This window comes from Postechiella marina (genome assembly GCF_039538365.1).
Taxonomy (GTDB): Bacteria; Bacteroidota; Bacteroidia; order Flavobacteriales; family Flavobacteriaceae; genus Postechiella; species Postechiella marina.
In genome coordinates this window covers 178,974-200,064 of the sequence record NZ_BAABCA010000005.1, presented here as the reverse complement: position 1 = coordinate 200,064, position 21,091 = coordinate 178,974, and the positions used below count along the sequence as shown (strand labels likewise).

The window sequence follows — 21,091 nt, the reverse complement described above, 5'->3', positions numbered from 1 at the left end:
TTATAGGGTTTGTAGTGCTTCACAGACTTTATAGTATCTAAACCATTACTTTAGTTAAATTTATTTTATATAAAAAGTATGCCTCTTCAGGTACACCATAGGGTAGACCTTTTTGTCTTTAGGTACACCCTTTTTTAAACTATAAAATTATGAATGATTATAAAATATCAATATTGTTTTTACTTAATAAAGTTAAAACAAACAAAAGAGGATTATGTCCTATAAGGTGTAGGATTACATATTCTAAAAAAAGAAAAATATTTTCTACAGGGCTTTTTATAAATCCAGATTATTGGAAAAGTAAAGAACAACAAGCAAAACCCACCAGCAAGGAAAATAGTATTGTTAATGGTCATTTAAGCCTTATTAGTCAAAAGATTAATGAGGCTTTTTTAATGCTTCAAATCCTACCTAATGAGTTTGATGTAGATGATATTTATAGAAAGTTTAGGGGAGAAGACTCTAAAGAGGAAATAACCATATTAGGTGCTTATGACTTACATAATGAAAAGACTAAAAAGTTAATAGGTGTAGATTTTAATGAACTCTCATGGAGTAGGTATATTGAAAGTAGGAGGAAAGTAGCAGAGTTTATAAAAGTGTTTTATAAGAAGAAAGATGTTAAACTTAGTAATCTAGATTTAAAGTTTATTAAGGACTTGGAGTACTACTTTAAGACTGAACTACATTTAAAGCAAGCTACTATCTATAGAAGTATGCAAAGGGTTAAGAAGATTATTCAATTTGCTATAGCAGAAAACTATTTAAGTAGAGATCCTTTCAACTTGTATAAAAACAAAAAGTACAAGACCAAAATTGTTTACTTGTCAGTTGAAGAATTAGCTAGGTTGGAAAATCATACTTTTAGCCAGACTAGGCTACAAAATGTTAAAGATTTATTTGTGTTCTGCTGTTATACAGGACTAGCATATAATGAAATGGCAACACTAAGCTCTAAGCATATACAAATAGGGTTTGATGGCAATGAGTGGATTGAAATGACAAGACAAAAAACAGGCTCTTATATATCTGTACCATTACTTTCTAAAGCAAAAGCTATTTTAGATAAATATGATAATGAATTACCTATTATTACTAACCAGAAGTTTAATTCTTATCTAAAGGAAATAGCAGAAGTGCTAGGTATAAAAAAGAAACTTACACATCATATTGCTAGAAAAACATTTGCAACAACAGTATTATTATACAATGATGTACCTATGGAAATAGTGTCTAAGTTGCTTGGACATTCGAAATTATCAGTAACCCAAGACCATTATGCTAAAGTGGTAAATAATAAAGTTAGTGAGCAGATAGAAAAGTTAAGTGAAAAGTTAAATAAAAAGTAAGAAATAGACTGTGTTGTAATATATTTATGGCACAGTTAATTTTAATATTTATTATGAACCTACCCAATCAACATTTCCAAGACTATCCTGTAGAGTTTAAAAAAATAAACTCTGAAGATTTCCCTTATTTTGAAGTTGAAGAAAAAGTAAACCTTGAACTTAATAATGGTTACATAGGGGATTCTTTTATTGAAAATATATCTATTGATGAATCTAATACAGTAGTTGTAAACTGTGGTGTTGGAAGTGGTAAGACCACAGCAATTATAAGAGCTATCAAACAGTTCTATGAAAACCAAGAATATGTGATTTTTGTAGCTTCTCCTTTTCTAAGTTTAGTAGAACAGTACTATGATGATATTCAGAGAAAAGCTGAAATCTCTGAGGGTGATATTTACAGACATGAATCTATCGGAGAAGAGCATATTGATTATACTAATAAAAGAGTGCATATAGTAACCATTAATGCCTTATTAGGTAATCCAGGAGAGGATAGTTATATAAATTCTATTGCAAAGAGAAGGTATCTTGATGGTATGGTAAACTATTGTGAAAGCAACAATAAGAAAGTCATATTTATTTATGATGAAATACATGATTCCATTCATAATTTCAAAGAGAAGTTTGTTTTTAATCTTTGGAAATGGCGTAATGTTATTCATAAAAACTTTGTTATTAGTGCAACTTATAGTGAAGCATCTAAAATTGTTATTGAATATTTAGCAGAACTAACACATGATAAAATCAAAATACTAGAAGCTGAAAGAGTTAGAATACCTGAAAAGTTAAGTGATTTATACCTCTACTATGATAATGCTAGAAGTTATTCAAATGAAAATGGAAATTTGATTAGTATAGTTGATAGTGTAATTGAAAGAGACTTAGATATAGATATACTCTGTTTTTCAAAGAAGCTATGTAAAAGTATCATTAGTAGTAAAGAAGAGGGTGTTGGAAAGTTGCTAAATGATAAATATGGTGAGGATATTAATGATTGTACTTCTGGATTAGAGAACAACTCAAGAATAGATAGGGATTATATTAAAGGTAGGTACAATGAAAATAAGTGTAACATTGGTACAAATTTCAAGTCAGGTGTTAGTATAGAAAAAGAGAATCATGCCTTTATACTCATTTTTCCACCTATCACAGCAAGGGGAGATTTTAAAAGTAGCTATGGTATTTTTAGTGATGGAATTAATAACATCATACAAGCTTTAGCAAGAAAAAGGGAAAAAGGAGAAATCCATATATTACTTCCAAGACCCACTAATTTTAATTATGATTCATTTCCATTTAATGAATCTCAAAAAGAGGTGTTCAAGCATTATTTTGAGCCTATACAATACCAAAGTACTAGACCTAGTTTAAATGACATTGTAGATAGGAAGACCATTGATTACATACCTCTTGACAATCAAAATGATATTCTAAGTAACTTTTATAATAATGAACTAAAATCTAATGTAGAAGCAAGTATTTCACATATTAATAGTGTTAGAGATAATAGAGTTGATAAGGTTAGATTGGAATTTCCTGAATTTAAATTATTTCAGTTAGAAGATGGAGAAAAGTATTTAGCTAATAAATACAAATTTCTAGGGAAAGACCTTTCGGGTTATGTCAGTTATAGTACTGCTGCAAACCAATTTGTAAACTGCAATCTTGTCTATACCAACATGAACCCTATTCAGAATTTTAAGGTTGATAAACTACAGTTTTGTTTTAATAAGTTTTATGAAAACTATTTTGATGTAGATTGGTTCAACTCCCTAAGAAAACAAGTAACAGACACATATGTTTATCATGAAATCAGAAATGAAATTTTTGATAATTATCAAGTTAAGATGTATGGTGTTGATAGTGCTTATATGTTTGTGAAACCTTATGAGAGTAGAGTTTTTGAAACTCAATTAGTAGCTTTTATTCAAAGGAAACTTTATCCAAGCAATGAAGAGTTTAAGGGCAGATTTAAAAGCTCAAATGGTTGGGTACAGGATAGCGAGTACACCAGAGGTGATTATTTTAGAGGGTGTATTTCTCATGCGAATAGGTTAAATCAACTAGAAAACTTATCTGGTGAAGTAAAACCAGTTGTTGAGGCTTATTTGAGTCTAGATTATTTCAGGATTAAACTTTTAAGTAGTGTCCAGACTAGGATTATTAAAAGTGTAGAGATAAAATATATTGATAAAACGCCTATTAGTAATTTTTTTACTAGAGAAGAAATGGAGGTCTTTGAATCCATGTGTAGTATTATTTGTGAAAATGACTCTTTTATAATTAATGAAATCTTTGAGTTCAAAAGATTTTTAAATTCAAATGAAACAATTGAGAAAAAGCTTAATAGGTTCTATAAATATCTTAAACAAGATATGTTTGAACTAGAAACAAAGAAAATAGATGGAGTAGATCGAGATATGATTCTTACTGAATACCCTATTTATGAACCTTCAAAAACTCTAGACTTTATTTCTCCTGCAATAGTTACTTTACCAGAAGAGAATATGACGAAGATAAAAGTAGTTGATGGTGTGATTAAATCATATTAACGTCTAAAAGTTTTTCGTGATTTGGTAATACATCTATATAAGGAGTAAACTAAATCACGAAATTTTATACTATATAACTGACCTATCAAAACTGGACGAGTTCTAGATTAAATTACCTAGTTACTAAACTAATAGGGTTTCTTTTTAAATCTTCCCATCCTGGAAAATGTTATTATTTTCAACGCAGGAACTCTGGACGAGGACTACTTATTAAAGTAGTGATTTTGTTTGTTATGTATACATGCAAAATTACTAAAAAATCTGACATTTCCTAATGAATACAGGAGTTAAGAGTGTTTTATAGCTAATAGCCATTTCTTAAAAAACACATTTAAAAAAAGCATTTTACTACTTCAGTAAGATGCTTTTTCAGTTTAATCTGAATACAATTTAAATAACATATTAATCTTTAAAATTATAAACAATGAACTTAAGACAATCGCACAGAAAACTTGCCAAGATTAAAATGGCATTACAAGGAAGTGCTGGAAGTGGAAAAACATATTCAAGTTTACTTCTAGCAAAAGGACTAACCAATGGAGACTTAACTAAAGTAGCTATTATAGACACAGAAAATGGTAGTGCAGATTTGTACGCTCATCTAGGACAGTACAATGTACTTTCATTAACGCCTCCATTTACACCAGAAAAATATTGTGAAGCTATTGATATATGTCTAAAAGCTAAAATGAATGTGGTGATTCTTGATGGAATAAGTCAATGCTGGGATGAACTTATAGATTTTCATTCTAAGCTACCAGGTAATTCATTTACAAATTGGAACAAAATAACTCCGAGACAAAAAGCTTTTGTAAATAAGATACTTCAAGCAGATGCTCATATTATTGCTACAATGAGAACTAAACAGGATTATGTGCTAAACCAAAAAGATGGTAAATACATCCCTGAGAAAGTAGGATTAAAGGCTGTACAAAGAGACGGGGTAGATTATGAATTTACATTGGTCTTTGATATAGATTCTAAGCACTTTGCAGTGGCTAGTAAGGACAGAACCAACTTGTTTTCTGGTAAGCCAGAGTTTACCATTAATTCTGCCACAGGGAAGAAAATTCTAGATTGGTGTAATAATGGCACTAGCCTAGATGAAGTTAGAGAGCAGATTAAAAACTGTAATGATATTGAGACTTTAAGACAGCTTTATAATCAATATTACACTATGAAAGATTTGGATGAAGATTTTAAACTTCAGAAAGAAACTATTGAATCTAAAAAGAAATTGTTAAACCCTCAAAATATTTCAAGTAATGGAACTACAAATCACGCCTAAGCCAAGGTTAGAGCTTTTGCCAGTTACACCTGTAATTCAGCTAGAAAGTAGCTTAAATAAGCTCGTAACACCCACATATAAGCACAATCCATTCATTGAGGCTAACACAACAAGTGTTAGTCTTCCTCATTTACAAAAGGATTGTATTATCCCTGTGTTTAGTAAAGATAATGAGCGCACAATAAGTCATCAAGAATTTATAGATGTAGCACATAATTGTGCTAATAAAGTGTTTTTACATCATAGTATAGATGAACCTGAAATACGCATTAGCCATCAAATTAAAGGACGTGTACCAAGTGCAATTCATAAATCTGCAAAAGACTTGTTAGACCACGAAAAGACTATTTATTATGAGAGGATGGCATTTATAATTCGTGTACCTAGTATAACTGAAACTATTAATGGAAACGAATTAGCTCTTACAATAGGTGGAGTTCGTGCATACAACAAGGAGAATCTTTACAGCAAAAAGTCTGTAGAAAAGTTTCAAGTGTTTATAGGTTTTCAGAATATGGTGTGTTGCAACTTATGTATTAGTACAGATGGAATGGCTAATGAAATGCGTGTAGGCGGTACACATGAATTGTCTAGCAAAATAATGGAGCTTATAGAAACGTATGATGCAGAGAAACACCTGTTGCAGATGAAGCAATTAACAGAGTACAACCTTACAGAACAGCAATTTGCTCAGTTGGTAGGTAGATGCAGGCTTTATGGATTTTTACCTAGGGAACAGAAACTAGAAATCCCATCTTTGCTCCTTAATGACGGGCAGATAACCACTATATCAAAGGACTATTATCAAGATGAAAGGTTTTGTAAAAAACCAGATGGAAATATAAACTTGTGGAATGTATATAACCTATTTACATCAGCCAATAAGAGCAGTTATATTGATACTTTTTCAGATAGGAATGTAAATGCTTTTGAGTTTACAAATGGACTAGCACAAGCTCTCAATGAGGATTCTTTAAACCATTGGTTTCTTAATTGAGTTGATGCACCCTGTTTAATTATAGGGTGCTTTTACTTTTCTATTACCTTTAAATCCATCAACACGAAGTCCCCACATAATTTTATTAAAATCTTGTTGGCTAGCATTTATGTCTAATTGAGAAAATACAAATTCTAATCCAGCTTTATATATTTTATTTCTATCATCAACATTTAAAAAGTCTTTTCGTTGACCTTTCATTTTTATTTCAAACCTATCACATTCATAAAACTGTTTTAGTTTAGAAGGGTGCACAAAATCTATATCAGATTTTCGAGGGCTTATACCTCTTGTAGGAGAGAATCTATTAAGCATATCCTCTCTAAGTTCTATCATCAAGATTTTTACAAACTCATCGTCTGTAAGCCCTCTTTCTTTTATCTCTTCAAATGATGTTAATGCTCTCCTTGTTTGGGTATTCATTATTTCATTCATACGTAGAAATAATTGATGTAACTCTGCAAATGATATGCTGTGTTTTATATGAAAGTAGGATGCTATTTCTAACTGAACATTTTTATTTCCAAAATCTATAAAATCAAAGTAAGTATCTTTTATTTCGTCTTTTAAAACAAGGTTGATACTAGAAGGGATGTTGACAAAATTTAATACATCACTAAGACGTTGTCCTTCTTTAAATATTCTATTGCTTTGTGTTAATGTACCCGAAATACCTCTTGTAGTTAGTGATACAATTTCTTCATCAAGAGTAGTTAGGTATTCATAGAACTCTAAACCAAAACGGTAATTTTGGAATGACTTAATTACCATTGTTTCACCACCACCAATAACAGCAAATATTTTATCCTCAACACAGGCAAATAATACGAAAGATATTCGGACTACAGTAAAATCAAGACCTTCTAATAAAGATTCAGGTAGAAAGTTATCCCAATGTGCTTTCTTTTCTTTTTCATTATAAACATAAGTGTAGTAGTGAACAGCATCTATAACATTTGGTGATAACTCAATATTTAAAGTTTCTGTTTCATCTATTCTCTTTTTATGATGTTTTACTAGTGTATTGACTATGTCATGGCTTGTCTTATTCTTTAAATCTCTATGTGTAGTATCAATTTGAAAAACCTTTATTTCATATTGTCCATGTGCTCTAAGTCTAATATCTTCCATTGTATCTCAAATGTAAGAAAATGATTTAATGTTTTTTTAAATTATTGAAGTTTTTTCTGTCCTTTTAATAAAAAATAAAATACTTTAGAGCACACATAATAAGATTAAATTAAAGAAAAAGAAACAAGTTTAATATGAAGCAAACACATGCGGTTGAAATTTACACACTATATGATAGATTTATTGATGGTTTTCTGCTTGAAGGGAATAGTATAGTATCATATGAAAAGGATATATTAACATCAGAAAACATTGAATCTTGTATAAATGATTTTGTAGAGAACTTTGATGAAGGTGCTCAGAACTTTGATGAAAAAATAGTACTTCAATTTAAAAACGCTACACTAGAAGCTAAACTTGTTTTTGCACATGCAGAGTGGTTATGGTCTTATGCTGTAAATGATATAAGTAGAGATAAAAAGAAACATTATACCATTCGAACAACTGATTTAAATATTAATGATTTAGTAGATGGTGTATACCCTCAAGAAGGTTTTGGTAGTGCTGGACAATGGCATACTAACAATAAGTACTATGAAATAAGTTTTAACTTGTTGATTATTAAATTTATTAAAGATAAAGTTGACAGGAAGGAGATTACTACTAAGGATGAGATTAAAGAATGGATAGAAAATATTTGCTTATTTCATAAATACGAAGCTGAGGTTGAAGGTTTTATTATTCCAGATGAGTTAAAGGAGAAATTACCCACTTCTAAGTTAGCGATGACTAATATTCTAACTTATACGGGTAATCCAGATATGTATGAAAGGATTGCATCAGATGGGCATAAAAACCAAATACTTCAGTCATTCATAAGTTTATTGCCAGAAGAAGCTAAAAACTTAAACCTAGACCAGAAAATATTTGAAATTAGAAAGATAATAACTAAGCTTACTAATAAAAATGACTTTGATTTTTATGAACATGATTATAGGAAAGTTTGGAATTATTCTCTATCAGAAGAAGGTTTTAATGAGGTACAAGGATTACAATACAAAAAAGCAATTATACTTTATGGTCCTCCAGGAACAAGTAAAACATTTACAGCTAAAAAACTATCTAAAGCTTTAATTACTCATGCTTACCTTAAAAAAAGTGATAGTGTAGTTGAGTATTTTAGTAAAGATTTAGATATCACAAAGGGTAAAATACACCATCTGCAATTACATCCTAATTACACTTATGAGGATTTTATAGCAGGGTATCAATTAAAGGATAATGCCTCTATTAAAACAAAAGGCTCACTTTTTACTATATGTGAAGCAGCAAGAGCTGACAAAGGAGATACAGAGAAGGATGATACACCACATGTCTTAATACTAGATGAGATAAACCGTATAGACTTATCAAGGTTGTTTGGAGAGGTGTTTTCTGCTATTGAAAACAGGGAACAATCTATAACTTTAGGTATAGGAGGTTTAGAGTTAACAATCCCAAGGAACTTGTATATTATAGGTACAATGAATGAAATTGATTTTTCACTAGAACAAATTGATTTTGCTCTACAAAGGAGGTTTTTATGGTACTTCTTTGGTTTTGAGGAATCCACTTTAGAAACAATTATACATCATAAGGACAATGAGTTAAATACTAAACTAAAAATGGATGGTGATATTAAATTGTTTATTCGTAATGTTTCTAATTTAAATAAAAAGATAACAGATATACCTGAACTTGGAAAGCAATACCAAATAGGTCATACTTTCTTTGGTGAGATTGTAGATATTTATAAAAGTTACAAAGATATTGGGGGGTATAAGTCATTGAAAAAGCAGATTTATAGAAACAATGGACCTGCATCAATTTTATGGTCTATATCCATAGAGCCAATGTTAAAATCATTTTTAGGAAATATGGAGCCAGAGGAGAGTATTAGAATATTGAAAGAGTTAAGTGATATATTCTTTGATATATAAATGAGTAGACAACCTATCATATTAGCTGCTAAAGATTGTTGCGCATTCTTGGAACAAGAAGGTCATGCTGATGCTATTCAATATTTTCTTACTACTCAAAGTAAAAATAATATATTTCATTTTAACGTATCTAAGGAAAAAAGAATTGATGAATCTCCAATAATAAGTTTCAATTACCAAGATGGAAAATGGTATGCAGGAAGGTATGTAGGAGAGGCTTATTTTAACTATAAAGGACAAGAATATCAAATAACAATTACACCTAGATTTGGAAACACTCAACTTTTTCACATGTTGGAGGAGGTGTTTAATGTTAGGTTTAGTGAATCCAATCAAAGGATAAGTAAGCAAAAAGATATTCAGTTTATAATAAAAAAGATAATAGCATTCTTGTGGCTTAATATGCTGTCAAAAGCAAATAAACACGGATTGCCAAGAAGTAATAAGAAGTTCACTTATAAAGGTTCAAAAATAAGAGGTAGATTGAATGTAAGAGCATCTATTTTACCCATGTATACTGAGAATAATGTGGTTAGTAATTATTGGGAAAAGACTCCAAATGAACCTATATTAAAAATTTTAAAACAGGCATATAGTATTTTAAAATATGAATATGGACTAGCGCATATAAAAACTTCACGTGCAGCAACAAATGCTTTAGAGCAATTGTTTTCATCTAATGTTTCTACAGGATATTTAACAGAGAATGAGTATTGTAAGATTGTGTATAAAAACATATATAAATCCTTTAAGCCTGTAGTAGATTTATCTTGGGATATTATCAGACGCAAAAACTTTGGTAACAATAATAGTGAGGATACAAATGGAGTAAGCTTTTTCCTTGATATGGCAGAGATATGGGAATTATACCTTAAAAGCATTATTAAGAAAAAGATAGCACCTCATGGCTGGATACTAAGGAATGATGTAATACAGACATACTCCAATAAGGATTTTAAAAGAAAGTTAATACCAGATATTGTATTTCAAAAGGAGAATAATGTATTAGTTTGGGATGCAAAGTATAAAAGAATGGAATATGCTTACTATGATTATGATAGAGCAGATTTTTTTCAGATACATACTTACATCAATCACTATGATAAAAATTTCAATGTTATTGCGGGTGGGTTGTTATACCCTTTGTCTAAGGAGTATTCAAGAGAAGTAGCTTATAGAAATTACTCTGAGAGTATATTTGGAGAAGGGCAAGATGACACTCAATTCTTTATTGATGGTATTGAATTAATACATATAGATAAAGAGTCTGTTAAGAAGCAAGAAGAACTTTTTTTAGATAGAGTGCATTTAAGGATATCTAAAGATTCAATTGCGCATGTATAATAACAAAAAAACTTATGTTGTTGTATTATGAAAGTGTTACTAGGTTCTTATATGTAAAACATCTCAGAAAAAAATATAAAAAATTTTTAGGATTAATATTGTGTGTGCATGAATGTCCTTCACAAGATAACCCCACCCTGTTTAGAGTTACAAACATCCCCACCCCAATCTGAGAGAGTATTTATTTTTTTGAGGCTAGTTAAAGAAGTAATTTTTAAGATGCTTCAAAGGCTTCTTACAAGCTTAAAGTGTGGACTTTCTTGGTTCGTGTATCTTTAATTTCTATTGTAGTGCTATAGCATTTATATGTACTAAGACCATACAGCTTAAACCAACCCCTCACTCAAACCTGAGCAGTCCGCACTAAATACCCTTGCTAATTTTTGCAGGGATAAACTTCCTTGTACCTGATATATATAAAATTGAATTTATTGGCTTCTTGTGTTTCAAGGTGATAGCTGAAGAGAGGAGTGTTACATTCTATAGTCAGGGTTTTATCAACTCATAAATTTTATACAATGGTTAGAATTATTGGATTTAAACAAAGAGAAAAAGAAGATGGGACTCCATTTTTTATTTTAGAATTACAGGGAGGTGTTGAGATGTCTTTAAGTAAGGCAGGGCAATACTACGCAACAGCCAAAAAGGCTTATGTGACTAGCACATTTGATGAAGAAACATGTAAGGCTTTAGTAGGCACTGAAATGGCAGGCTCTATAATTAAGAAAGAGGTTGAACCTTTTACTTATGTAGTAACTGAAACAGGAGAAGAGCTTATACTTAATCATAGATGGGTATTTGTGCCTGAATCTGAACAAGCTAAGCAAAATAAAGCTGTAGACCAGCTCATGGCTGATACTTCTGTGTTTTTACAAAATGGAGCTTCGCAATTAGCTGAACAGGCTATTTAGTATTAATCTAATCCGTCCACTTTTGATATTTTACCATATAGGTATGAAATCATTTTAGGACGGATTTCACTTTTTCGTGATTTGGTATTTCTACTATAGGGGTGTTACACCAGATTACGAAAAACTTAAAATTTAAGTTATGGAGATTTCTGAAATAAAAGTGTCTTACTCAAATTGTGGTGCTAGTAAAGTAAAGATAACCAATAGTAAAACTGCTTATGATGTGGTGTTATCTCATTGGAATTTAGAACTTATAGAATATCAAGAAGAAGTAAAATTGTTATTACTTAATAGAGCAAATGTTGTTCTTGGAATACATGAATTGTCTAAAGGTGGTACAACAGGTTGTATTGTAGATGTTAAAATGGTTTTAGCAATAGCTTTAAAGTGTAATGCACATGGTATAATTGTAATACATAACCATCCAAGTGGTAATTTAAAGCCTAGTGAAGCAGATAAGAGTTTGACGTCAAAGCTTAAGAAAGCTTGTAGAATAGTAGATGTTAATATGCTAGACCATTTGATTATTTCAAAGGATGGATATTATAGTTTTAAGGATAAAAGTAATTTGTTGTAGTTGTAGAAGCAACAGATAATGTAATGCCTTAGGGGGTAGATATAGATATGTTTATTCTGTTGAGTAAAACTGTGTGCGTATGAATACACGTAAATAGCATTTTAACTCCTCTATGGCACTAACACAATAAAATCACTACATATTAATATAGCCAAAACTGTTACAAATAAGGGGTGAATACAAGTGAAAAGAACAAGGAATAGGTACACAACTTAACTATCCTAGCAAAATGGGGTAGTTTAATACAAGAACTAGCTAATAGCTAAAATTAATCTTCGAATACTTCAATATCTAATAAATCTGAAATATCAATATCCAGTGCTTTAGCTATTCTAAATAATGTAAAGACAGTTGTATTGATTCTTCCACTCTCAATGCGAGATACATTGGAAGTGTCAAACCTACCTTCAATTCTACTTGCTAAATCAACTTGAGTAAGGCTTTTACTTTCTCTAACCTCTTTGATTTTAGCACCTAGATTGTGGCGTGTTTTCTTTTTTAACCTATTTATTTCAGAATCTTTCAATATGCCATATGTGAATATATCCAAAGCAACTGATTATATTTGCTTTAGTTTATGCCACATGTGGCTAGTTAAAGAAATATGGTAGGAATAATTTTTATAGTTGGATGTATAGCTTTTTATTTTTACACTAAGCATGAAAGCAAAGTAGAGCGTTTAGAAAGAAATATAGAAAAGTTAAAAAATGAAAAAGCAAGGTTAAAAATTGACAAAAACCTAAAGAAACAATCAACTATATTAGTAGATGATGAAGATGAACAATTCATTGATGGTGGTTATACTTCAGTAAATCAATACAATCATGCAATAGATGAAATTGTAAAAAGTGCTAAATACAGTCCAATTGAACGTATTTATTATGAAGCTCAACTTCCAGACCAATTGAGTAATGATATAAGTTTAAAGGAAAAAACTCAAGAGCATTTGGATTACTTGGAATCTAAAGGAGTTAATCAGAATGATATTATTGCTGCAAAAGAAATTCTTAGGATGCGTGAGGATATATCTGGAAGAAAATTAGATTTTGAAGGTTTTGTATTGGAAACAATTAATTTTAAAGATAAGTATGTTACTAAAGAAATTTACTTAGGTTTGATTAAAATATATGAAACTGCTGGTAGAGATATTACTATTTCAACTACTACACTTTATAATAGATTATTCCTTGATTTACCTTTTTAAAACTTATGCAGCATGAATGAGGACAATTATCAAAAATTAGATGCTCTACTAAAGGAGTTTTACTTCAAAGTAAACAATTCATTAGATGATTATATTAATGCAATAGAGGTTCATGAAATAAAGGCAAACAGCTATTTTGAAACAAAGTATAATTTATACAAATCAAATGTAATTGGGTTCAATTCACTGTTTAATAAAAACTTCTTCAAGGAAACTATTTTACTTTTTTACAAGGACCTACTATGTGCTGTGTTTTATAAGTTTAAAGGAAATGAGCTAGATTACTTTCATAATATACTACTACAATTCATACCTGAGGAGCAAGTTCAAAATATAGTTGCCTCAGACAGAAATTCTATAGTTTACAAATTTACAGAAGAGTTACTTATTGAAGTTTTATATACAGAAAATGATACAACAGGTATTTGTGTTATGAACTCTATATATAGAGAAGACCAACTAAAAAGTATACAAGAAAAAGAATATGAGTTAATGCTCATTAAAAATAATATTTCAATTACAAATTAAAACCCCAATTTACTATGAAAACAATTTTAAAATTAAGTCTTACAGTATTACTATTAACTTTAACTACATCATGTAGTTCTGATGATAATGATATTAATACAAATGAGTTACAAAGTCAATTATTAGGCAAATGGCTTTTTGAAAACCCTAATAATAATCCATCTGTAAACAACTCATTTACATTTACTTCAAGTGGTAATGTGACATACTCTTACTGGACTGGTTCAGGAACTAATTATGATAGTGAAACAGGTACTTTTACTTTTAATGGAGATATAATGACAATGGTATTTCCAGAGGGTGTTACTTTAACCTATGTACAGAAGGTATTGTTTACTAATGATAATGTAGTTGAGTTTCAATCTACAGGTGTTTCTGGAGAGGATGCATATGAAGGAGATTATTTTAGGGATGGGGCAGACAGCTATGAAAGTCCAGATGATATTAATATAGATAAATTAAACCTGTTCTTTGACACTGGAAATGCATGGAGGACAGGGTGTGGTGGAACATATAGTTCTGAGGCTAAAATTAGTATAAAAGTAACCTATCTTTCAGATGGAAAAGAAGTAGATTCTAAAACTATATCATCTAGACAAGGTTTTCAAATTCATGAAAATATTGAATTAGAAGGAGATGTAATTTCTCTAAAAGTTAGATTAGAAGATTTTAATGCAAGTGCTTTAGATAAAGGTATTGTTCTACATGATTCAGCAGTAAGAATAGAAACTAGTGATGAAACAATTTTAGTAAATGAAAACCTAGGGGAATTATTTATTTGTACGGACTCAAGGTATGAAGTATTGTTTACGTATAAGAAAGTGGATAATACTTTCACTTTGGAAGTTGAAACAGATGGCTTTTAGTAAATAGCGTATAACATTTTTTACCTAGTACTTTAACACGTATTTGTAACTAGCTACAACAAGAATAGATTAGAATATTAATGATATGTTGCTGAGTAAAGTACTGGTAGAGTAGGTAATAATGCCTAGAGTGTAAGAGGTTTTTAGTCTAGTAGAATTAAGGCTATGGCTTCAAGATAAAGCTAGGTAAGGCACACTTTTAGGCATACCTATTTTATTATATTTGTATAATAAACTAATTAACAGAGAAGTTAAGCTTTAAGGTTCGAATCCTTCAGGGCTCACTTAAAGCTTCACTAGAAATAGTGGAGCTTTTTTGTTTTTAATTCTTTTTATAATGCATAAGATTTCTTTAAAGCAAGACTTTTATATTTTAGTTTAGTAAAATCGAGTAAAAATTACTCTATTGAGTATTATTTACTCGGTTAGTTTTTTGGTTTAAAATTAATTTGTATTTTAAATACATGTATGTCAGTGGGTTGTGTTTCTTTTTTTTATAAAATGAATAAGGCATGTATTTTGATAATAGGCAATAAAAAATTAGATGCTAAAAAGAAAGGCTGCAGCAATAAAAGCCAACCGTAATTTTAGAATAACACGATATATTGTATATAAAGAAACCGCTATAAATATAAGCGAGCAGTTTTGGTCTTTTATAGGAGCTTTTATAGGTATTGGTCTTATAGCTTTTTTGCAGTCTTTACATTTTTCTAGATTAGAAAATGTATTTTTAATAGGTTCGTTTGGGGCTACTAGTGTTTTGGTATTTGGAGCCATTCAAAGTCCGTTAGCACAACCTCGAAACTTAATTGGAGGTCAACTAATTTCTGCTTTTATAGGGGTTAGTGTTTTTAAAATTTTTCCAGATGTAATTTGGGTAACTGCACCACTAGCAGTGTCTCTATCTATAGTGGTTATGCAAATTACAAGAACATTACATCCGCCAGGAGGTGCAACAGCACTTATTGCTGTTATAGGTACAAGTAAAATTACATCTTTAGGATATTTTTATGTGCTTTTTCCAGTGTTAGGAGGGACTATAATTTTATTTGTAATCGCACTTATTTTTAATAATTTAACGAGGTGTAGACAGTATCCTACAAATGAAAAACTTACAAGGGTTTTTAAAACAAAAGGAATAGATAGATGAGTAACGATACAGAAAGTGCTTTAAAAGAGCGAATAAAAGAGTTAACATGCCTTTACGAAGTATCTTCTATAATAGAAAATACAACGGTCGAGTCTCTAGATAGTGTTTTAAAGGCAATAACTGTAAGCTTAAAAAAGGCTTTTTTATATCCATTGCATACCGAAATTTCTATTAATAGAGAAGAAGTATCTATTTCCACAGATAATTTTGCAAATAAAAATCCTAAGATAGAATCGAATATAAGAATTTTTAATACCACAAAAGGGCAAATAATAGCCTGTTTAAATGCTAATAAATTTAGTCAAGAAGACTTTTTAAAAGAAGAGCAGCAGTTGCTAGATAATGTGGCTTTAAAGATAGGTAATTTGTTAGAGCGCATTGAGATACAAAAAAGCGAAGCCTCTTTAAAACGACAAATGGAGCATGCAGACAGATTAAGTATTTTAGGCGAAATAACCGCAGGTATTGCTCACGAACTTAATACTCCTTTAGCAAATATATTAGGATATGCCGAGTTATTAAGAGAAGATTTTGAAGGAAATAATAGAGCAATTTCCGATTTAGATAAAATTATAGATAATTCTATATTTTCTAGAGAAGTATTAAAAAAATTAATGTTTTTTGCTTGCGAAATGCCTCAAGAGAAAAAACGAGTTAATTTGGTGCCTATTATTAAAAATGCCACTAACTTGCTAGATGCTACCTTTAGAAAAGAACGTGTTAATTATCTTTTAAATATAAAAGAAGAGGCACTTTGGTTAAAAGCAGATGCTATACAGCTTACCCAAATATTATTTAATTTATTAATTAATGCTATTTATTTTAGCCCTAAAAATAGTGTTATAACGGTAGAGGCTTATCAAACAAAAAACGAAATTGAGTTTAAAATATCCGATCAAGGTATTGGTTTTACACCCGAGGCCCTAGAGAAAGTGTTTCAACCTTTTTTTACCACTAAACCTATGGAAGACGGTTCTGGGTTAGGCTTAAGCGTTGTACACGGTATTGTGGCTTCTCATAAAGGCACAATAATAGCAGAGAATAATATAGATAAAGGCGCTACTTTTAGGGTTGCTTTACCAAAAGATTAAACTATGCAATTACGAAAAGAAAATATACTTATTGTTGATGACGATATTAATGTTTTAGAGGTGTTACAGCGCCATTTACAATCGTGGAATTATCATGTTTTTAAGGCTGTTTCGGTAAAAGAAGCTGTTGCAATTTTAAGAGATACAAAAATAGGTTTATTGATAACAGATTTAAAAATGCCAGAAATAGATGGATTTGAATTAATAAAATTTGTTTCAGAGCATTATCCTAATTTGCCTAAATTGGTGGTAACAGGTTACCCTTCGGTTCAAAATTCGCTAGTAGCTATTAAATCTGGCGTGGTCGATTATTTAACAAAACCTTTTACAAAAGAGGAGTTAAAATTGGCTATAAACAAATCGATGTCTATTTCCGAAGAAAAAAATACCAGCGCCAATAAATCCATCAAAGAAAAAAATGAAGCCTATGGAGAAATTATAGGCAATTCAGAAAAAATAAATGATGTTATTCAACTAATAGATCGTTTAAAAGATAATAAAGCAACCGTATTGGTTAAAGGTGAGAGCGGAACAGGAAAAGAACTTGTTGCTAGAGCTATACATTATAAAGGTAAATTTGCTCGAGCGCCTTTTGTAGCGGTAAATTGTGGAGCTATACCAGAAAATCTTCTCGAAGCCGAATTGTTTGGGTATTTAAAAGGGGCTTTTACTGGAGCAGAAAGTAATAGAAATGGTTTTTTTCAAGCAGCTCATGGAGGTACTATTTTTTTAGACGAAATAGGTAATGCTTCTTTGGCGGTGCAAACCAGACTTTTAAGGGTGTTGCAAGAAAAGGAAGTTATTAAAGTAGGTTCGCAAAAAACAGAAAAAATAGATGTTAGAATTATTGCAGCCACCAATAGCGATTTATTAGACATGATACAAAAACAAACCTTTAGAGAAGATTTGTTTTATAGGTTAACAGTTGTAGAAATAAATGTAGCACCATTGCGAGAGCGAAAAGACGATATTCCGTTATTAGTAGATAAGTTTTTGTTTAAATACGGTGTAGAGTATAAAGATCGATTTATAAAAATGACTCCTGAGGCTTTATCAGTTTTAAAACGTTATAATTGGCCAGGTAATATTAGGGAATTAGAAAATGTAGTACAGCGTGCAGTAATTATGAGCGATAAGGTTATAGATGTAGAGCATTTGCCAAATCATTTAAAATATACTTTAGATTTTTCTGATGATGCGCTAGAACCATTAAAGGTTATAGAAAAAAAGTACATAGAAAAAGTATTACGAGCAACAGGAAATAACAAAACAAAAGCTGCTCAAATTCTTAAAATAGACAGAAAAACGCTTCGTCAAAAGTTGTTAGATTAAATATTTTATTGATGCGTTTTTACGCTTCTGGGAAATTTTGCCCCAATCATTTTTTTTACATATAATTTTTTTATAACAGAAAACCCTTTTAAATAAAGGGTTTTCTGTTTTTAGTTGCTTTTTTTATTTAAAAAGGAATACCATTTGCTTTTTTATAAATAAGCAAGTTGACGAAAAATAATATTTGTAAACAGATACAAATTATCTATCAACTTGATGTTTAATTAAGTTTAATTTTAAATATTTTTTTTATGAGAAAGTATGTATCAGTTATTTTTATTGCATTAGGAGTTTTAAGTGTAAACGCTCAAGATGTAATACGTAAACAGGCCACTGTAGCAAAAGGCGATGTAATAGAAATAGGAATGCCATCTACAGCACAATACAAACACATTAAGTTTCCTAGAGCTAATTTTATTATTAAAAGAGGAGGTATAGCAAATTACAAAGCTGTTAAAGGCGAAGAAGTTGTTGTTACCAACGTAAAATCTGGTAAAAATGGAAATACAATAATCGATGTAAAGCGTACAGACGGTAAGCGTTTTTTTAGAACAGTAAATACAGTTTCTATTAATTTAGAAGATGCTTTGGCTTCCAACGAAATTAAATTATAGTAAGCATAAAACTTGCTTTTTTTTAAGTTGGTAAGTATACAACGTATTTGCGCTTAAATATAGTGTAATACGTTTTTTAGGAGGGGAATTTATACGCATAATGGTTGATTAAAAGCAAAAATAAAATGAAGTATGGAAGTTTAATATTAGAAAAAAAAGAATATGTGTATTTAAAACGTATGCTTAACATATCTGAGTACGAAAATAAGTTTGACAATAAAGAGGCTTTAAAAAAATTAAAAGAAGAACTTAAAGAAGCTCATATTGTAGACGATGCAGATATGCCAAAGGATGTTATACGTTTTAATAGTAAAGTCACTTTATTTTTTGAGAATCAATTAGAAAAAACATTTCAAGTGGTTGCTCCGTTAGATAATGATGTAAGTAATAGTAAAATATCTGTTTTTGCTCCAATGGGAGCAGCCTTATTGGGGTATTCTGAAGGCGATACTGTTGTTTGGAATTTTACCCAAGGAAAACTAGATCTTAAAGTAATTAAAGTAGAACAAGAAACAATGTTTAAAAATATAGATGTTGCTATATAAAAATTATTAAGATGAAGGCAGATAGTATAGAAATTTTCGATCACGATACAGATGTAGATATCGCGCATAAAATAAACACTCTAGAACTTAATAATTGGATTAGTCATTTAACATATATTGAAACAGAGCTAGCTAACCTTATAGGTGTTTATAGAGAAAAATTAAAAGGAAAGCTAAAGACTAATAGCGTTTTAAGTAGGTTGTTAAAAAAGCAAACCGAAAATAAGAATTTACTAGTAGCTCTAAAGAAATACGCTTCTGTTAGGTTTAAAATAGCAGAATGCGAAAGCATGCAATGTAATATGGTTTATATAACAGAGCACGAAAGTTATCGAAGAAGTTATTTATATCATTTAGATAAATATAGAAAATTAAAAGATGAGTTTTTTAACAAATTACAAGTTAAATTCTCTCTTTTAAAATCTGTTTAGTGCTTTAATTTGTGTCCCCACATTTATCAAATAAAATAGAGAATCAAAGGCGACTTTGCATTCAAAAAGATTTAAACGAATTAAATTTTTGGATCTATACGTTAGAAGCATTTAATAACGAGTTGGATGCTTTTAGCGTACTAGAAAAACAACTTATTAAAAATACTAGTATTATAAATTTAATTAAAGCATTACGACGAAAAAATGTTTTAAGCATGGCAACGTTTTGTAAATACAATCAAGAACTTAATAAAGAATTTGAATATGGAAACTTAGAATATAATACGCCTAGAACCAAAATGCATGAAAAAAAGCGTGAGCAATATATGTTACTTGTACAAGAATATAATGCGTTTAAAATGCATATATACAAATTATTAATGAAGTATAAACGTAAATAGAAGGATGAAAAAAATTTTAATACCAACAGATTTTTCGAAAAAAAGCTATCAAACTATAAATTATATTGTCGAGCTTTTTAAAAATGAAAGATGCGCCTTTTATTTTTTAAACACATATACTTTTGATGCTTATGGCTTAAATGCTATAGAATTATTGCAAGCAGACGATGATTGGTTTGATAAGCCTCAAGAAAACTCTTTAAATAATTTAGGTAGTTTATTAAAAAAATATAGTGGAATAGGAACTAATTTTAGGCATCAATACCATGTAATTTCAGAGTATGCCACTTTGGTAAAAGGTATAGAGATGCACATTGATAATTTAAACATAGACTTATTGGTTTTAAAAGGTAATCGAGTAATTAGTAAAAACATTAAAGATATAGTAGATAAAATAAGAACTTGTCCTGTTTTAATAGTTCCGCCATGTGCGTTGGTAAACAAAACCTTGAATTTAACTATTACTTCTACTTTTAAAGATCAAGTTAGAACTTTTGGTATTGATACGTTTTTAGAAATTTTAAAAAACACCAATTTTGTCATTAATATTTTGGTTTTAGATAATAATAAAACCTTAACAACCGAAGCCGAAGGTTATTTACAACGTTTAATAAATCATTTAAAAAGCTTTTCTAACAAAAAAATAAAAGTAGTGCACACAAAAAAGATGCTAAATTTAAAAGATTATGCAGTATCTCATCTTAATGAAATTTTATGTGTAACAGATAAAAAACCAGATGTATTTAGGAGGGTAGGTTTAAGTCAATCGGCAGTAATATCTACTTTAAAATCGTTGCAGCATAATCTTGTTTTAACCATTCATCAATAAAAAGGTAGAAAATAGCTACAAGCTATATGTTT

The 21,091-nt window shown here is 29.9% G+C and carries 21 protein-coding genes; 19 read left to right on the top strand and 2 right to left on the bottom strand.

The annotated features are described in order from the left end of the window. Positions 1 to 149 precede the first annotated feature (149 nt). The 4 genes from ABD715_RS12490 to ABD715_RS12475 all read left to right on the top strand — a co-directional run bounded on the left by ABD715_RS12490 (position 150) and on the right by ABD715_RS12475 (position 6,186). Positions 150 to 1,349, top strand: coding sequence for a site-specific integrase (locus ABD715_RS12490; protein ID WP_344788590.1), 1,200 nt, complete (start codon positions 150 to 152; stop codon positions 1,347 to 1,349). A gap of 26 nt (positions 1,350 to 1,375) precedes the next feature. Then, positions 1,376 to 3,901 (top strand): DEAD/DEAH box helicase family protein, encoded by a 2,526-nt coding sequence (locus ABD715_RS12485; protein WP_344788589.1) that lies wholly within the window; start codon positions 1,376 to 1,378, stop codon positions 3,899 to 3,901. A 424-nt stretch (positions 3,902 to 4,325) separates the two neighbouring features. After that, entirely contained in the window at positions 4,326 to 5,189 is an 864-nt protein-coding gene (locus ABD715_RS12480; protein ID WP_344788588.1) for an AAA family ATPase, read from the top strand. Continuing rightward, on the top strand, positions 5,167 to 6,186 hold the full coding sequence (locus tag ABD715_RS12475; RefSeq protein WP_344788587.1) for a DUF3871 family protein: 1,020 nt from the start codon (positions 5,167 to 5,169) through the stop codon (positions 6,184 to 6,186). The genes ABD715_RS12480 and ABD715_RS12475 overlap by 23 nt, the downstream gene beginning before the upstream one ends. A gap of 15 nt (positions 6,187 to 6,201) precedes the next feature. Here ABD715_RS12475 and ABD715_RS12470 read toward each other — a convergent pair whose 3' ends face one another. Beyond that, the gene (locus ABD715_RS12470; protein WP_344788586.1) at positions 6,202 to 7,317 is read right to left on the bottom strand and encodes a DUF6119 family protein; all 1,116 of its coding nucleotides are present in this window, start codon (positions 7,315 to 7,317) and stop codon (positions 6,202 to 6,204) included. Positions 7,318 to 7,451: 134 nt separating this feature from the next. Between ABD715_RS12470 and ABD715_RS12465 the strand changes: the two genes are divergently transcribed. From ABD715_RS12465 to ABD715_RS12450, 4 genes are all read left to right on the top strand, one after another. Continuing rightward, positions 7,452 to 9,236, top strand: coding sequence for an McrB family protein (locus tag ABD715_RS12465; RefSeq protein ID WP_344788585.1), 1,785 nt, complete (start codon positions 7,452 to 7,454; stop codon positions 9,234 to 9,236). Beyond that, positions 9,237 to 10,580, top strand: a complete 1,344-nt coding sequence (locus ABD715_RS12460; protein WP_344788584.1) for a 5-methylcytosine restriction system specificity protein McrC — start codon at positions 9,237 to 9,239, stop codon at positions 10,578 to 10,580. Positions 10,581 to 11,098: 518 nt separating this feature from the next. Then, complete coding sequence (locus ABD715_RS12455; protein ID WP_344788583.1) at positions 11,099 to 11,491, top strand: hypothetical protein; 393 nt, start codon at positions 11,099 to 11,101, stop codon at positions 11,489 to 11,491. A 160-nt stretch (positions 11,492 to 11,651) separates the two neighbouring features. Then, a complete protein-coding gene (locus ABD715_RS12450; protein ID WP_344788582.1) occupies positions 11,652 to 12,068 on the top strand; it encodes a JAB domain-containing protein in 417 nt (138 codons plus the stop codon). 268 nt (positions 12,069 to 12,336) lie between these two features. On the opposite strand, the gene ABD715_RS12445 is transcribed toward ABD715_RS12450, so the two are convergent. After that, a complete protein-coding gene (locus ABD715_RS12445; RefSeq protein WP_344788581.1) occupies positions 12,337 to 12,594 on the bottom strand; it encodes a helix-turn-helix domain-containing protein in 258 nt (85 codons plus the stop codon). Between the two features lie 78 nt (positions 12,595 to 12,672). Between ABD715_RS12445 and ABD715_RS12440 the strand changes: the two genes are divergently transcribed. From ABD715_RS12440 to ABD715_RS12390, 11 genes are all read left to right on the top strand, one after another. Then, on the top strand, positions 12,673 to 13,272 hold the full coding sequence (locus ABD715_RS12440) for a hypothetical protein (RefSeq protein WP_344788580.1): 600 nt from the start codon (positions 12,673 to 12,675) through the stop codon (positions 13,270 to 13,272). Between the two features lie 12 nt (positions 13,273 to 13,284). Then, a complete protein-coding gene (locus ABD715_RS12435) occupies positions 13,285 to 13,800 on the top strand; it encodes a hypothetical protein (RefSeq protein ID WP_344788579.1) in 516 nt (171 codons plus the stop codon). Positions 13,801 to 13,814: 14 nt separating this feature from the next. Next, a complete protein-coding gene (locus ABD715_RS12430) occupies positions 13,815 to 14,666 on the top strand; it encodes a hypothetical protein (protein WP_344788578.1) in 852 nt (283 codons plus the stop codon). Between the two features lie 544 nt (positions 14,667 to 15,210). Next, positions 15,211 to 15,816, top strand: a complete 606-nt coding sequence (locus tag ABD715_RS12425; RefSeq protein ID WP_344788577.1) for an HPP family protein — start codon at positions 15,211 to 15,213, stop codon at positions 15,814 to 15,816. Further along, a complete protein-coding gene (locus tag ABD715_RS12420; RefSeq protein WP_344788576.1) occupies positions 15,813 to 16,907 on the top strand; it encodes a sensor histidine kinase in 1,095 nt (364 codons plus the stop codon). The genes ABD715_RS12425 and ABD715_RS12420 overlap by 4 nt, the downstream gene beginning before the upstream one ends. Positions 16,908 to 16,910: 3 nt before the next feature. Continuing rightward, on the top strand, positions 16,911 to 18,239 hold the full coding sequence (locus ABD715_RS12415; RefSeq protein WP_344788575.1) for a sigma-54-dependent transcriptional regulator: 1,329 nt from the start codon (positions 16,911 to 16,913) through the stop codon (positions 18,237 to 18,239). 251 nt (positions 18,240 to 18,490) lie between these two features. Beyond that, positions 18,491 to 18,853, top strand: coding sequence for a hypothetical protein (locus ABD715_RS12410; RefSeq protein WP_344788574.1), 363 nt, complete (start codon positions 18,491 to 18,493; stop codon positions 18,851 to 18,853). Positions 18,854 to 18,978: 125 nt separating this feature from the next. Further along, a complete protein-coding gene (locus tag ABD715_RS12405; protein WP_344788573.1) occupies positions 18,979 to 19,398 on the top strand; it encodes a GreA/GreB family elongation factor in 420 nt (139 codons plus the stop codon). Positions 19,399 to 19,409: 11 nt separating this feature from the next. Beyond that, a complete protein-coding gene (locus ABD715_RS12400) occupies positions 19,410 to 19,829 on the top strand; it encodes a hypothetical protein (protein WP_344788572.1) in 420 nt (139 codons plus the stop codon). Between the two features lie 11 nt (positions 19,830 to 19,840). After that, a complete protein-coding gene (locus ABD715_RS12395) occupies positions 19,841 to 20,230 on the top strand; it encodes a hypothetical protein (RefSeq protein ID WP_344788571.1) in 390 nt (129 codons plus the stop codon). Positions 20,231 to 20,234: 4 nt separating this feature from the next. Next, entirely contained in the window at positions 20,235 to 21,059 is an 825-nt protein-coding gene (locus tag ABD715_RS12390; protein WP_344788570.1) for a universal stress protein, read from the top strand. Positions 21,060 to 21,091 lie beyond the last annotated feature (32 nt).

Bases quoted from the DNA above. Each gene is read 5' to 3' on its own strand.
- ABD715_RS12490 (WP_344788590.1), top strand. From the start codon at position 150: ATGAATGATTATAAAATATCAATATTGTTTTTACTTAATAAAGTTAAA.
- ABD715_RS12485 (WP_344788589.1), top strand. From the start codon at position 1,376: ATGGCACAGTTAATTTTAATATTTATTATGAACCTACCCAATCAACAT.
- ABD715_RS12480 (WP_344788588.1), top strand. From the start codon at position 4,326: ATGAACTTAAGACAATCGCACAGAAAACTTGCCAAGATTAAAATGGCA.
- ABD715_RS12475 (WP_344788587.1), top strand. From the start codon at position 5,167: ATGGAACTACAAATCACGCCTAAGCCAAGGTTAGAGCTTTTGCCAGTT.
- ABD715_RS12470 (WP_344788586.1), bottom strand. From the start codon at position 7,317: ATGGAAGATATTAGACTTAGAGCACATGGACAATATGAAATAAAGGTT.
- ABD715_RS12465 (WP_344788585.1), top strand. From the start codon at position 7,452: ATGAAGCAAACACATGCGGTTGAAATTTACACACTATATGATAGATTT.
- ABD715_RS12460 (WP_344788584.1), top strand. From the start codon at position 9,237: ATGAGTAGACAACCTATCATATTAGCTGCTAAAGATTGTTGCGCATTC.
- ABD715_RS12455 (WP_344788583.1), top strand. From the start codon at position 11,099: ATGGTTAGAATTATTGGATTTAAACAAAGAGAAAAAGAAGATGGGACT.
- ABD715_RS12440 (WP_344788580.1), top strand. From the start codon at position 12,673: ATGGTAGGAATAATTTTTATAGTTGGATGTATAGCTTTTTATTTTTAC.
- ABD715_RS12435 (WP_344788579.1), top strand. From the start codon at position 13,285: ATGAATGAGGACAATTATCAAAAATTAGATGCTCTACTAAAGGAGTTT.
- ABD715_RS12430 (WP_344788578.1), top strand. From the start codon at position 13,815: ATGAAAACAATTTTAAAATTAAGTCTTACAGTATTACTATTAACTTTA.
- ABD715_RS12425 (WP_344788577.1), top strand. From the start codon at position 15,211: ATGCTAAAAAGAAAGGCTGCAGCAATAAAAGCCAACCGTAATTTTAGA.
- ABD715_RS12420 (WP_344788576.1), top strand. From the start codon at position 15,813: ATGAGTAACGATACAGAAAGTGCTTTAAAAGAGCGAATAAAAGAGTTA.
- ABD715_RS12415 (WP_344788575.1), top strand. From the start codon at position 16,911: ATGCAATTACGAAAAGAAAATATACTTATTGTTGATGACGATATTAAT.
- ABD715_RS12410 (WP_344788574.1), top strand. From the start codon at position 18,491: ATGAGAAAGTATGTATCAGTTATTTTTATTGCATTAGGAGTTTTAAGT.
- ABD715_RS12405 (WP_344788573.1), top strand. From the start codon at position 18,979: ATGAAGTATGGAAGTTTAATATTAGAAAAAAAAGAATATGTGTATTTA.
- ABD715_RS12400 (WP_344788572.1), top strand. From the start codon at position 19,410: ATGAAGGCAGATAGTATAGAAATTTTCGATCACGATACAGATGTAGAT.
- ABD715_RS12390 (WP_344788570.1), top strand. From the start codon at position 20,235: ATGAAAAAAATTTTAATACCAACAGATTTTTCGAAAAAAAGCTATCAA.